The organism is Actinomycetospora chibensis, from assembly GCF_028737215.1.
Lineage (GTDB): Bacteria > Actinomycetota > Actinomycetes > Mycobacteriales > Pseudonocardiaceae > Actinomycetospora > Actinomycetospora chibensis.
On sequence record NZ_JAQZAM010000002.1, the window covers coordinates 136307 to 149392 of the forward strand.

Sequence of the window (13086 nt, forward strand, 5' to 3'; positions counted from 1 at the left end):
CGCCGGCCGTTCAGCGCCGGTCCACCAGGGGGATCGGGCGCGTCACGGCCTCGCCGACCGACGGCGCCGACGGCGGCGTGACCGCGGGCGCCGCAGCGAACGGGCGCGGCTCCAGCACCGCCCGGGTGATGACGAAGCGCGCGGCGAGGAAGCTCACCGGCAGCGCCAGCGCCGCCGCGGCCAGCGGGGCGAGGCGTTCGTCGACACCGAGGTGCACGAGCCCGACGACGCCGACGGTGGTGGCGAGGATGTTGACCACCTGGGACGCCGGGTAGAGCAGGAACCGCGTCCACGTCGGGCGCACGCGGAACGTGAAGCGGCAGTTGAGGAAGAACGACACCACCATGGCCGTGCCCAGCCCGACGGTGTGCGCGACGAGGTAGCCCGCGCGCGGGTGGGCCAGGAGGTACGTGCCGTAGTACGTGGCCGCGTTGGCCAGCCCGACCAGCCCGTAGCGCACGAGCCCGCCGAGGAGCTCGCGCGCCGGACGGGCCGTCCCCGTCATCCCGGGACCGTCATCCCGCGAGGGCTCCGGCGGGCCTCACGCGATGCCCGGCGCGAAGTAGACCGCGAGGCCGATCAGCGCGACCCAGACGAGGCCGAGCACCTGCAGCACGCGGTCGCCCAGGACGATCTCCTCGGGCTCGCCGCCGTTGCCGCCGTCCACGTCGACCGCGTACCGCAGGATCGCGACGACGAACGGCACGATCGAGACGATCGCCCAGGTCGAGGGCGAGGTCGGCATCCGGCCGGGCGTCGCCGTGACGCCGATACCGAACGCCCACAGGCCGTAGGCCATGATCACGACGGTGGCCGAGAGCGACCACACGAAGCGCAGGTAGGACGCGGAGTAGCGCTCGAGCGACTTGCGGATCTTCGCGCCGGTGCGCTCGGCGAGGCGCATCTCCGCGTAGCGCTTGCCCGACGCCATGAACAGCGACCCGAACGCCATGGTGAGCAGGAACCAGGGCGACAGGGGCAGGCCCGCGGCCGCGCCACCCGCGATGGCCCGCATGAGGAAGCCGGACGAGACGATGCAGATGTCGATGACCGGCTCGTGCTTGAGCCACAGGCAGTAGGCCAGCTGCACGACGATGTAGATCGCCGTGACCAGCAGCAGATCGGGATCGGCGAGCAGGCTGACGCCCAGCGCGGCCGCGAACAGCACGATCCCCGTGACGACCGCGAGCGCCGGCGGGACGATGCCCGCCGCGATCGGGCGGTTCTTCTTCTTGGGGTGCGCGCGGTCCGCCTCGACGTCCTTGGTGTCGTTGATCAGGTAGACACCGGAGGCCGCGAGCGAGAACGCCACGAACGCCAGCGCGACGTCCGGCAGGACGGTGAGGTCGAACAGGCGGCCGGCGGCGAACGGCGCGGCCAGCACCAGGATGTTCTTGACCCACTGCCGCGGGCGCATCGCCTTGAGCAGGCCCAGCGGCACGGCCACGGGGCGGGGGCGGCGGGTGGTATCCGGCGTGGACCCGGTGCTCGACTCGGCAGTCGTCTCGGTGCTCGAGCCGGCGGGATCGGCGACCACCGCGGTGGTCTCCTCCTGCTCGCGGGCGGCGCTCGACGGCGTCACGGGGGTCATGCGGTCCTCCAGCGGCCGACCGAGCCCCGGCGCACGGCGCGGCGCGCGCCGGCCGCGCACACCGCCCCGAGCACCGAGCCCGCCAGCACGTCGGTCGGGTAGTGGACGCCCAGGACGAGGCGCGAGAGCGCCATGCCGGGCACGACGAGCGCCGCGACACCCGCTCCCCCGCCGCCGACGAGGCCCGCGTAGAGCAGGGCGGCGGCGGTGGTGGACGAGGCGTGCGACGACGGGAAGCTCAGCCGGCTCGGGGTGCCGACGTGGACGGCCAGCCGGGGATCGTGGGGACGGCGCCGGCGCACGACGCGCTTGACGGCGATCGAGCCACCGTGCGCGGCGACCACACCGGCGACCGCGGTGCCCCACTGGCGGCGACGCGGGGCGTCGAGCGCCGCGCCGAGCACACCGAGGGCGATCCACCCGGCGGCGTGCTCCCCGAAGAACGAGAGCGCCCGCGCGGCGCCCACGACCGGCGGGGTGCCGAGGCGGTGCTGCACGGTCTCGAGGACCGCGACCTCGCCCCGGGCCGGCCCGATGGTCACATCGGGCCCCTCGGCACGATCGAGCACGTGGTGGTCCCTCCTGCTCGCGAGGCGGCGTTCGCCTGCCACCCGAGCGGATGCTACGCGGGTCTTGACATCGCCCCTGCAGTGGTCCATCGCGCCACGCCGGGCTGCGGTTCGATGCGGGGTTCGGTCAGAACCACCTCTCGAGAACAGACGCGACGCCGTCCTCGAGGTTGCTCGCCGTGACCTCGTCCGCGACGCGGAGCACATCCGGGTGCGCATTGGCCACCGCGACGCCGTGTCCCGCCCACGCCAGCATGGCCAGGTCGTTGGGCATGTCGCCGAACGCGACGACGCCCGCGGCATCCACCCCGTGGTGCGCCGCGGCACGCGCGAGCCCGGTCGCCTTGGTGACCCCGCGCACGGCGCACTCGAGCAACCCGCCGCTCGCGGAGTACGTGATGTCGACGAGGTGTCCGACGGCCCGCCGCGCCTCCGTCGCCATGGTCGCGCTGTCGAGGGTCGGGTGGCGGGCGAGCACCTTGACGACCGGCTCGGCCAGGAGCTCGCCCGGCACCACCTGCCGATGGTCGGGCAGGGGGTAGGCGTGCACGTACGTGGGGTCCGAGACGAACTGCTGGTCACGCCGGTCGAAGGCGCCGTCGCCGACCCGCTCCACCGCGATGCCGCACCCCGGGATCGCGGCGCGCAGGCCGTCGAGGACCTCGGCGAGCGCGTCCACGTCGAGGGTCTCCGTCGCGAGCACCCGGTCGGTCGCCGCGTCGTAGAGCACCGCGCCGTTGGCGGCCACGGTGAGGGGGTGCACGCCCAGCGCGTCGCACACCCGGGGCACCCAGCGCGGCGGGCGACCCGTGGCCAGCACCAGCGGCACCCCGCCGGCGAGCATGCGTCCGACGACGGCGCGCGTGCGGTCCGAGAGCTCCCCGTCCTCGCCGAGCAACGTCCCGTCGACGTCGCTGGCGACCAGGCGCGGGCTCTGCACGCTCCCGAGACTATGGCCTGCGGCCACGTGAGCGATCCGGGTCGCCGGGACGACCCATATCACCCACGTGCGGGGTACCCGCCTCGATGACGACGATCGAGACCCTGCTCGACGAGGGCGGCCGGACCTTCGCCGACGAGGCCGGCATCCAGCTCGAGGACACGCCGGCGCCGCTCTACCGCCTGCTCGTGCTCAGCGTCCTGCTCTCGCGCCGCGTGCAGGCGCAGCTGGGCATCCGCGCCTGTCGCGAGCTCGTCGAGTCCGGCCTGGGCACGCCCGCGCGGATGCGCGACGCGACCTGGCAGGAGCGGATCGACGCCCTCGCCCGCGCGAAGTACCGCAGCACCGAGCAGACCTCGACGGCGCTGGGCGAGGGCGCGCAGCTCGTGCTCGACGAGTGGGGCGGAGACCTGCGCCGGATGCGCAAGGCCGCCGACGGGGACGCCGGGACGCTCGCCGAGCACCTCACCGCCGTGCCCCGCCTCGGTCCCGTGGGCGCCGACATCTTCACGCGCGAGGTCCAGGCCGTGTGGCCCGAGTTCCGGCCCCACCTCGACGCCAAGGCCCTCGACGGCGCGGAGAAGCTGGGGTTTCCCCGCGATCCCCGGAAGCTCGCCGAGCAGGTGCCCGGCGACGACCTCGCCCGCTTCGCCGCCGCCCTCGTCCGGGAGACGGTGAACGGCTGACTAGCCGACGGCGCCCTGCGGCTCGACGCCGACGTACTCCTCGCGGGCGAGGGTCGGGCCGCGTTCCCAGCCGGACTTCGTGCGCTCCGTGGTGGTGACGCCGTAGCCCCCGGTGGGCAGGTCGCGGACGACGAGGTCGACGCGGCCCCACGGCTTGGCGGCCTCCGCGCCGGGCGGGACGGCCGTGGCGAGGCGGACGTAGGTGGCGCCGACGGTGTCGAACCGCCACACGCCGCCGCGGAACCGGCTGTCCTGCAGCCCGTAGTACGCCGAGGTCAGGTCCTCGTCGGCGTGGATCCGCACCTCCGAGGGCGGGGCGATGCCGTCGTGCACCGCCACCTGGTTCACGCACGGCCACATCACCGCCGACATCTGGTCGACGAGCACGGGCCGGTCGCCCAGCACCGGCGCGATCGGCGACGGGCGCGCGAGGAAGGGCTCGGCGACGGCGAGGCGGTCCGACCCGCGCTGCCCCGTCGAGTCGACGACGACCCGCACGAACGTCGGGTCGCCGGGCGCGTCGACGAGCGACGCCGGGCGCTGCTGCCAGGTCCGCTCGTCGGCGTTCGGGAGGTAGTCGATGCCCGTCCGTCCCAGGACCCTGGGGTTCGCCGCCGGACCGTCGCCGAACTCGACCGACACCTGCTCGTCGGGGGGACCGTCCTCGAGCATCGGGACCACGACGTCGGTGGCGTCCGAGCCGGCCGGCACCGGATACCAGCCGGTGACGACGGTGCCGCGGCCGCTCGAGTCGTCGGTGACGTCGTGCCAGACCCGTCCGAGGCCGGGCACCGGTTCCGGGACGGGCGCGACGGTGTCGTCGACGAAGTTGCCGGTGGTCGTCGCCGGGTTCACGGGGCCGCCGAGCGGGACCGGCGTGGGCCGCAGGACCGTGACGTTGTCCTCGAGCCCGCAGCCCTGGCGCACGACGTCCTTGACGTTGCCCAGCGCGACGGTCCAGCCCGGGTACTGGCGCAGGGGCGCGAGGATCATGATCCCGATCAGCCCGACGACCACGCTGCCGCACGCGACGGCGAGCAGGGCCCGGTCCGGCTCCGGACGCGGCAGCCGGCGCTCGGGCCAGCGCCGCAGCGACCAGTGCGCCCACGCGGCGGCCAGCAGCGCGACCGCGACCCAGACGAGCGGATTGCGCAGGAACACCGGCCCGAAGTGCGGGGCGAGGAGGTTCTGGCTCAGCGGCGTCGGATACGGGTCGGCGTGCGCGCCGAAGAACTGCCCGCGGTCGGTGTAGGGCCGCCACAGGTTCCACCCGGCGTAGCTCACCGACGTCGCGATGACCAGGATGGCGACGCCCCCGGTGGTCGCCAGCGCGCGGTCGTGGCGTGGCATCGGACCGCGCAGGAGTGCCAGCGCGATCAGCACGGTGCCCGAGGCGGCGATGGCCGGGAAGTGCAGGACCCACTTCGTCGGGCTGGCCGCGACGAGGGCGAAGGCGACGGCGGTGGTCGCCGCGGCGTGCAGCAGCACGCGGCGCAGGGCGTCGTCGTCGGGCCCGCGCCGCCCGCTGCCCGCCGCGACCAGGAGCGTCAGGCCGAGGGTGATCAGGATCGGCATGCGGGCCGCCCAGGGCGTGCGCCCGGGGCCCAGCAGGGTCTGGTAGTGGACGAGCTCGTCGTACCAGGGGACGGTGTCGTAGTAGTACGCGTGCACCGCCGACGCCTCGATCACGTCTCCGAGCGAGGCGTCGGCGAAGGCCACGGGGATGGCGACCGAGGACGCCGCGGCCAGCACGGCGAGCACGGTGAGCTGCTCGCGCCGGGGCGTCGCGACGATCTTCGGCCACGCCCGCGGGAGCTCCACCAGCAGCGGGGCGATCGCGACGACGCCGGTCGGGGAGCACGCGATGGCCATCGCCGCGGCCATCATCGCGCCGGCGTAGAGGATCGGGGCCTCACGGTCGCGGGCGAGCTCCACGAGCAGCAGCACGATGACCGAGAGCAGCACGATCAGCGCCTCGGGCCGCAGCGTCAGCCCGAACGGCAGCCACCACAGCAGGTGCGCGAGGAGCAGCGCCCAGGGCACGTAGGCGTAGCGGACCTCGGTGCGCCGCCCGAGCAGGACGAAGAACGTCCGCAGCAGCGCCCAGGTCGCCAGGCCGAACAGCAGCGGCAGGCAGCGCTGCCAGACCAGGCCCCAGCCACCGATCGCGCCCCAGACCTGCATCGCGTACTGCGAGGCCACGAAGGGGTTCTCGGTGACGTTGAACATGTAGACGGCGTTGCCGATGTAGCCCGCCTCGCCGGCGTCCCGCGCCATCAGCGGGTACCAGCTGTCGTCGAAGTTCATCGGCGCCACGAACACCCAGCCCGCCGAGATCGCGAGCAGCAGGCCGTCGGCCCAGGAGAGGTGCCGTCGCAGACGTCCCGGCCAGGACCGCGGGCCGAGCCAGCCGCGCGCCCGCCGCCAGCGGCCCTGGCGGTGCACGAGGACGAGCAGCACCGCGAGGGCCGCGAGGTGCGCGACGAGCAGCACGACCTTCAGCGGCCCGGGGGTCGAGTCGTAGCGGTCGTCGGTGCGCACCGTCGCGGCCAGGCCCGCGGCGGCCTGCGTCCCGTCGGTGCTCGTCGTGAGCTGGGACATCATGGGCGGCAGGACGCCCGCGCAGTCCCCGCAGGACAGCGGCAGGGGCACGCCGTCCTGCGTCACCCGCAGGCCCGCCTCGTCGGCGGTGACGACGAGCCGGCAGTCGCCCGCGGGCACCGGCCCCGCCGCGACCGTCGTGCCGGAGACCGTCAGGGCGGCCTGCGTGCCGGTCGAGGCGAGCAGGAGACCGCCGCCGCCCGCGTCGGACGGCATCGTGCTCAGCACGTTGCCGCCCGCCCGCAGCGCGGCGCACGGCACGGTCGCGGAGAAACCCAGCGGCCGGGGCGGGTTGAGCGCCAGCTGCGTCGAGACCGGGGCGCCCGCCGCGGCCGCCGGGTCCGGCCACGTCACGGTCGTGTCCTGCACGGTCACCGGGGCCAGCGGCACCGCGATGCCCAGGAGCAGGGTCAGCAGCGCCCACACGAGCACGGTGGTCCCGCTCGGACGCGTCACCGGGTCGGGTCCGTCGCCCGGCGGCGAGGTCGCGCTCCCGGCGCGCACGAGCGTCGTCACCGCCCGCCCTCGGGGCGCGCGGTCGACAGCGGGACGAACCGGGGAGTTGGCACCACGGGGAAGGGTAGGTCGTGCGAGGCCGGTGAAGGGGTCGGGGTGGGGCGCGTGTCCCGTGACGGGGCTAGATGATGGCGACGGCGACGACGAGCCCCAGCGCCACGTGCATCGCCGCGATCACCGCGGAGTCCGCGGTGAAGCGGTCGTCGTGCAGGCAGGCGTCGACGTCGAGACGCGCCACGGCCTCGAGCCCGCGCACCGCGAGCACCTGGGCGACGATCCCGACCAGGCCGTAGATCGCCGTGTTGAGCATGCCCTCGACGAAGCCGCCGCCGGAGATGTAGATGGCCACGACGACGATCAGCGCCATCGAGACCATCCCCGCGGCCGAGACGACGACGGCGTTGGGCCGGCCCTCGCGGACCAGCCCCCGCAGGTCGCCGGGCGTCGTGAGGTCGATGGCGAAGTAGCCCACGTACATCAGCACGGCCCCGATCACGGCGTAGACCGCGATCAGGCCGACGTTGACGCCCACGGTGGGCCAGAATTCGGGAGCGAGCACCTGTCGTGGCCTCCATCGCCGGCGATCGGGGCGCCAGATTAGGGCACGGCGTCAGTCGGGGATGCGGTGCGGCACGAACGCCGCGCCGTTGTCCGTCACGAGCCCCGTCGTCTCCCGGATGCCGAGCCCTGCGGAGGTGTCGCCGACGATCCAGGCGCCGAGGGCGGGGCGGTAGCCGTCGAACTCGGGCAGCGGGTCGAAGAGCTGGTAGACGTAGCCCTCCTCGCCGTAGACGCCGCCGGTCTCGGTCTCGTAGCCCGGGGCGACGATCGCGATGTTCGCGCCCTCGCGGCCGAGCAACGGCTTGCGGACGTACTCGGTGAGCAGGCCCGGGTCACCCAGCGAGGCCGGGAGCAGGTTCGGGTGCCCGGGGTACATCTCCCACAGCACCGCGAGCAGCGCCTTGTTCGACAGCAACGTCTTCCACAGCGGCTCGATCCACGTCGTCTCGGGCAGGCTGCGGACGACGTGCTTGCCGAAGTCGTCGCCGAGGACCCACTCCCACGGGTAGAGCTTGTCCACCGTCGCGATCGGCGCCTCCTCGAGGTCGACGAAGCGGTCGAGCGCGGAGTCCCACCCGAGCTGCTCGATCGCGAGGCCGATGGTGTCCAGGCCGGCCTCGGCCGCGCACTCCTGCAGGTAGGCGACGGTGACGTGGTCCTCGCCCGTGGGATCGGCCTGCGACCAGCAGAAGTGCACCTCGTTGCGCGGCAGCTTCGCGGCGATCTCGCCCCAGCGCTCGACCAGCTTCTCGTGCAGCGAGTTCCACTGGTCGTCGTCGGGGTGGACGTCCTTGAGCCAGTACCACTGGCAGATCGACGCCTCGAGCAGGGTGGTCGGGGTGTCGGCGTTGTACTCCATCAGCTTCGCCGGCCCCGAGCCGTCGTAGCGCAGGTCGAAGCGCCCGTAGAGGTGCGGGTCGCCGCGTCGCCAGGACGCCGCGACCTGCTCCCAGGACCACTCCGGCAGCGCGAAGTCGCGGAACCGCTCGGTGGTGACGACGTGGTCGACGGCCTCGAGACACATCGAGTGCAGGAGCTCGACGTCGGCCTCGAGCGAGAGGACCTCGGCCATGTCGAAGACGTAGTGCACCGACTCGTCCCAGTAGGGCCGGGCGCCGTTCAGCCCCGCGGCTGGGGTTCCGAACACCAGCCCCTGCTCCTCGATCTTCGACTGCCAGTCGGGACGGGGCCTACCGGTGGCGCGCTGCACGACGCCGATCCTGCCGTACCGCCACTAGCTGCCGCTGGAGCTGCTGCCCCCGCTGCTGCTCGAGCTGCCCGACGAGCCGCTCGTGCCGCTGGAGCTGCCGCCGACGCCCAGACCGCCCCGGCTGACCGTGCCGCTGCTCGAGGTCGACCCCAGCGAGCTGCCCGTGGTGCCGCTGCGCACGCTGGTGCCGGCCGCCGGCGGTGCCGTCGTCCCGCCCTGCGCGACCGTCCCCACGGGGGACCGGCTGCCGTAGTTGTAGTGGTACTGGTTGCCGAAGCCGCCGATGAAGATCGGGACGAAGACGCCGCTGCTGTTGTAGTAGCCGCCCTGCTGGCTCCCGCCGCAGTTCTCGTCGGGCACGACGACGCCTTGCGGGTCGACGCACTGGGCCTCGACCTCGTCCGGCTGGCTGGCCGCGTAGACGATCGCGACGACCGCGACCACGCCCACCGCGACACCGCCGCCGACCAGCACCCGCTTGCGGATCTTCTTCTTGCGCTGCTCGGCGGCCTCCGCGGCGTCGCGCTGGGCCCGCTCGCGCCGCTGCGCCTCGCGGCGCGCGCGCTGCTCGGCGACCGTGGGCTCGCGGGGCTTGGTGGTCTCGGGGTCCTGGTAGCGCACGCGGCCACGGGACCGGCCCCGGGCCTCCTGCCCGGAGTCGGCGCCCACCGCCGCCATCGCCCCGCTGCCGGATCCCGTCGTGGCCGCGGGCACGCCCGAGGGCGGGGTCGCGGTGTCGTCGGAGCCCGCGGCATCGTCCGTGGCGTCGTCGGCCCCGCGGTGGCGCCCGGCGGACACCGCCGAGGTGTCGACCTTCTCGGTGGGCTGCACCCCCGATGTGTCGACCTTGTCCGTCGGCCGCGCCGCCGAGGTGTCGACCTTCTCGGTCCGTCCGTCGGACGGGCGAGTGTCGTCGCCCTCTCGCTCCGTCATCGGTTCCCTCCCGCCCGCCGTCACCGGCACCGTCCGGCGCGCGCCGGTCACCACCGATCCTGCCCGAAGCGGGGTCGACGGGCCCGGCCACATCCGGGAACGGCATGATGTCAGGGCGATGCTGCTCCGGGAACGCCAGTCCGGGCCGTCCGGTGAGGACCGCCCCGACTCCGGCGACGACGCCGCCCACCGCCGCCTGCTCGACCGCGTCCTCGGGCCCGACGACGGCACCGACCCCCGTCGTCGCGCCGCGCGCCGCGGTGTCATCGGCGTGCTGGCCGGGGCACTGATCATGCTGATCGCCGCCACCGCGCTCGCCGCCACCGGGCAGGCCCCCGGGGTTCTCGGGGTCGCCGACCAGCAGCCGAGCGCGTCCGGCGGCTCGAGCGGTGAGGACGTCGACGAGCGCCCCGCGCTGACCACCGAGCCCGGCCGCTGCCTGACCTGGGGCCGCGACGACGCCGGCGACGTCCGCGAGGTCGAGTGCGCGCAGCCGCACCTCTTCGAGAGCGTCGGTGCCGTCACCGCCACCCAGCCGCCGGGGGCGCCGTTCCCCGCCGACCCCGCCTGGCAGCAGCTCGTCACCGACCAGTGCACCCCGCAGGCCACCCGGTACCTGCAGGGTCGCCTCGACCCCGCGGGCCGCTACAAGACGGGCGCCCTCAAGCCGACCCAGGCCGCGTGGGACGGCGGCGACCGGACGGTGCGCTGCGGGCTGCAGGCCCCGGGCCGCACGGGCGCGCTGTTCCCGTCGAGCGGCCGGATCGCCGACGCCGACCAGGCCGTGGTGTTCGATGCGGGCACCTGCCTCGGGCTCGCCGGCAAGGAGGTCTCCGACCCGGTCGCCTGCGGCGAGACGCACGCCGCCGAGGTGGCCGGGATCGTCGACCTCGGCACCCAGTTCCGCGCCGCGTTCCCGTCGGTCGACGAGCAGGACAACTACCTGCAGCCGACCTGCCAGCGGATCGCCGAGCAGTACGTCGGCTCCGCACAGAAGCTCACCGACTCGAAGCTCACGGTGTACTGGACCAACCTCGCGCAGGAGTCCTGGACCGCGGGCACCCGGCGCGTCACCTGCAACCTCGGCTCGCTGCTCACCGACAACTCCGGCTTCGCCCCGCTCACGGGCAAGGCCGCGGACGGCGTCACGATCGGCGGCGAGGCGCCCGCGACGACGGCGCCGAGCCTGCGTCCCGGCGCACCGGCGTCGGTGCCGGGCTCCGCGACGCCGGCCCCGGAGGGCGGCGGCAGCGCGACCGGCGGCACGGCCGGCGGGGCGGGGCAGGAGACCGGCGGGCAGCAGCCCGGCCTGCCGGTGCCGTCGCTGCCCGTCCCGGGCCTCGGCGGCGGCTGACCCCCACATCCCCCGCGCCGGAATCGCAGGGCAGCGCGACGGAGGAGCGCTGCCCTGCCGATCTCCTCGGCGCGGTTAGCCTGCGCGGGTGGAGGTCGGCCCCGAACGGTTCGAGGAGCTCGTCGCCGACGCCCTCGACGAGCTCCCGGCACCGTTGACCCGGGCGATGGACAACGTCGTCGTGCTCGTCGACGACCGCCATCCCGAGGAGCCCGACCTGCTCGGGGTCTACGAGGGCGTCGCGCTCACCGAGCGCTACAGCGACTACGGCGGTGTCCTGCCCGACCGGATCACGCTCTACCGCCTCGCCCTCGGGGACGTGTGCTCCGACGAGGACGAGCTGCGCGAGGAGGTCGCGGTGACCGTCGTGCACGAGATCGCGCACCACTTCGGCATCGACGAGGAGACCCTGCACCGCCTGGGGTGGGGATAGGGCCGTGGGCGAACTTCGGGCCTATAGGCCCGAAGTTCGCTCACGTCAGCCGGTGACGTCGTCGCTGCTCGAGGGCAGGCCGCCGGGGACGGCGGCGCGCCAGGCGACGAGCTCCCAGCCGCTGCCGCGGGGCCGCAGCACGACGCGGCCGCAGTTGGCCACGTGCTCCTCCTCCGCGCGCGGCGTGCCGACGTGCTCGACGAGCTCCTGGGCGGCCAGGCGCAGCGCGGCCCCGTGGCTGACCAGCACGAGCGTGCCGCCGTCGGGATGGCGGTCGCGCAGGTCGGCGACGGCGGGGAGGTACCGGTCGAGCAGGTCGCGCCCGCTCTCCCCGCCGGGGTGGGCGACCTCCAGGGCGCCGGCCTGCCAGCAGTCGTAGACCCGGCGGAACTCGGCGACGGCGGCCTCGTCGTTGCGGCCCTCGAGCTCCCCGACGAACACCTCGTGCACCCCGGTGACCTCCACCGGTGGGAGACCGACGTAGCCCGCGACGATCTCGGCCGTCTCGCGGGCCCGCCGCGCCGGCGAGTGGTACAGCGCGGTCACGGTGCCCTCGGAGCCGTCCCCGAGCTCCCCGCCCAGGGCGTGGGCCTGCGCGCGCCCGAGCTCGGTCAGCGGCGGCCCCGGCAGGACGGTGTCGAGGACCCGGTCGATGTTGGCCTGGGTCTGGCCGTGGCGGGCCAGGACGAGTCGTCGATCGCTCACGCGCCCGTCCCGTCGCGCAGCGCCGCCACCCAGGCCGCCGCCTCGGTGTGGTCCTTGAGGGTCTGCCCGGGCTCCTGCTCGCCGGGCACGGCCACCGCGTCCCCGCGGCGCCCGTCGAGCCGGGCGCGCGGGTAGGAGCCGAGGAACCGCACGTCGGTGCACCGGCGCCGCAACGCGGCCAGCGCCTCCCCCATCGCGGGGTCGGCGACGTGCCCGCTGCCGTCGAGGAAGAACCAGTAGTCGCCGCGGCGGTCCTGCAGCGGGCGCGACTCGATGCGGGTGAGGTCGACCCCGCGCATGGCGATCTCGGTGAGGACGGCGAGCAGCGCGCCGGGACGGTTCACGGTCGTCGCCGCGATCGAGGTGCGGTCGTCGCCCGTGGGCGTGGGCAGACCCGGCGGCCCGGGCGGGCGGACCAGGACGAACCGCGTCACGGCGTCACCGCTGTCGTGCACCCCGGTCGCGAGGGCCTCGAGCCCGTGGTGGGCCGCGGCCACGGGCGCGCACACCGCGGCGTCGACCTCCCCGGCGGCCACCTGCGCCGCGGCAGCCGCGGTGGAGCCGGTGAGCCGCACCTCGGCGCCGGGCAGGTGCTCGGCGATCCAGCGGCGGGTCTGGGCCTCGCCGTGCGGGTGCGACGCCACGCTGGTGACGTCGGCCGCCGTGGTGCCCGGGCGCACCAGCACCGCGAACTCCACGCGGAGCAGGATCTCCCGCACGATCACCAGCGGCGGCTGCTCGACGAGTCCGTCCATCGTCGCGGGCACGCCGCCCTCGACGGAGTTCTCGACGGGCACGCACGCCGCGTCCGCGTCACCGCGCCGCACCGCGTCGAGCACCGCGGTGGTGCTCGACAGGGGGTGCTCCGAGGGCTCGGCGTCGCCCAGGGCGGCGTCGAGGTCGGCAGGCGTCAGGGTGCGCAGCGCCTGTTCGCAGAACGTGCCGTGCGGGCCGAGGAACGCCACGCGCAGACCGGTCACGCCCACC

At 74.8% G+C, this 13086-nt stretch carries 13 protein-coding genes; 3 read left to right on the forward strand and 10 right to left on the reverse strand.

The genetic code is table 11. The annotated features are described in order from the left end of the window. Positions 1 to 10 precede the first annotated feature (10 nt). The 4 genes from PH189_RS03110 to PH189_RS03125 form a co-directional block, all read right to left on the reverse strand. Positions 11 to 505, reverse strand: a complete 495-nt coding sequence (locus PH189_RS03110) for a GtrA family protein (RefSeq protein ID WP_274187287.1) — start codon at positions 503 to 505, stop codon at positions 11 to 13. Between the two features lie 36 nt (positions 506 to 541). Further along, complete coding sequence (locus tag PH189_RS03115; protein ID WP_274187288.1) at positions 542 to 1591, reverse strand: decaprenyl-phosphate phosphoribosyltransferase; 1050 nt, start codon at positions 1589 to 1591, stop codon at positions 542 to 544. Continuing rightward, positions 1588 to 2160, reverse strand: coding sequence for a phosphatase PAP2 family protein (locus PH189_RS03120; RefSeq protein ID WP_378014948.1), 573 nt, complete (start codon positions 2158 to 2160; stop codon positions 1588 to 1590). Before PH189_RS03120 ends, PH189_RS03115 begins: the two co-directional genes overlap by 4 nt. A 127-nt stretch (positions 2161 to 2287) precedes the next feature. After that, positions 2288 to 3100 (reverse strand): HAD family hydrolase, encoded by an 813-nt coding sequence (locus PH189_RS03125; RefSeq protein WP_274187289.1) that lies wholly within the window; start codon positions 3098 to 3100, stop codon positions 2288 to 2290. Positions 3101 to 3186: 86 nt separating this feature from the next. On the opposite strand from PH189_RS03125, the gene PH189_RS03130 reads away from it, so the two are divergent. After that, entirely contained in the window at positions 3187 to 3786 is a 600-nt protein-coding gene (locus tag PH189_RS03130; protein WP_274187290.1) for an endonuclease, read from the forward strand. On the opposite strand, the gene PH189_RS03135 is transcribed toward PH189_RS03130, so the two are convergent. The 4 genes from PH189_RS03135 to PH189_RS03150 form a co-directional block, all read right to left on the reverse strand. After that, entirely contained in the window at positions 3787 to 6903 is a 3117-nt protein-coding gene (locus tag PH189_RS03135) for an arabinosyltransferase domain-containing protein (protein WP_274187291.1), read from the reverse strand. It lies immediately after the preceding gene. A 121-nt stretch (positions 6904 to 7024) separates the two neighbouring features. After that, positions 7025 to 7462 carry a DUF350 domain-containing protein gene (locus tag PH189_RS03140; protein ID WP_274187292.1) on the reverse strand — a complete coding sequence of 146 codons (438 nt, stop codon included), beginning with the start codon at positions 7460 to 7462 and terminating at the stop codon, positions 7025 to 7027. A gap of 51 nt (positions 7463 to 7513) precedes the next feature. Further along, on the reverse strand, positions 7514 to 8674 hold the full coding sequence (locus tag PH189_RS03145; RefSeq protein ID WP_274187293.1) for a glutathionylspermidine synthase family protein: 1161 nt from the start codon (positions 8672 to 8674) through the stop codon (positions 7514 to 7516). A 24-nt stretch (positions 8675 to 8698) separates the two neighbouring features. Beyond that, complete coding sequence (locus PH189_RS03150; RefSeq protein ID WP_274187294.1) at positions 8699 to 9607, reverse strand: hypothetical protein; 909 nt, start codon at positions 9605 to 9607, stop codon at positions 8699 to 8701. Positions 9608 to 9725: 118 nt separating this feature from the next. Here PH189_RS03150 and PH189_RS03155 point away from each other — a divergent pair, with 118 nt between their 5' ends. Continuing rightward, the gene (locus PH189_RS03155) at positions 9726 to 10961 is read left to right on the forward strand and encodes a septum formation family protein (protein ID WP_274187295.1); all 1236 of its coding nucleotides are present in this window, start codon (positions 9726 to 9728) and stop codon (positions 10959 to 10961) included. An 88-nt stretch (positions 10962 to 11049) separates the two neighbouring features. After that, positions 11050 to 11394 (forward strand): metallopeptidase family protein, encoded by a 345-nt coding sequence (locus PH189_RS03160; protein ID WP_274187296.1) that lies wholly within the window; start codon positions 11050 to 11052, stop codon positions 11392 to 11394. Positions 11395 to 11439: 45 nt separating this feature from the next. On the opposite strand, the gene PH189_RS03165 is transcribed toward PH189_RS03160, so the two are convergent. Continuing rightward, a complete protein-coding gene (locus PH189_RS03165; RefSeq protein ID WP_274187297.1) occupies positions 11440 to 12099 on the reverse strand; it encodes a histidine phosphatase family protein in 660 nt (219 codons plus the stop codon). Beyond that, on the reverse strand, positions 12096 to 13070 hold the full coding sequence (pheA, locus tag PH189_RS03170; protein ID WP_274187582.1) for a prephenate dehydratase: 975 nt from the start codon (positions 13068 to 13070) through the stop codon (positions 12096 to 12098). The genes PH189_RS03165 and pheA overlap by 4 nt, the downstream gene beginning before the upstream one ends. Positions 13071 to 13086: the final 16 nt, after the last annotated feature.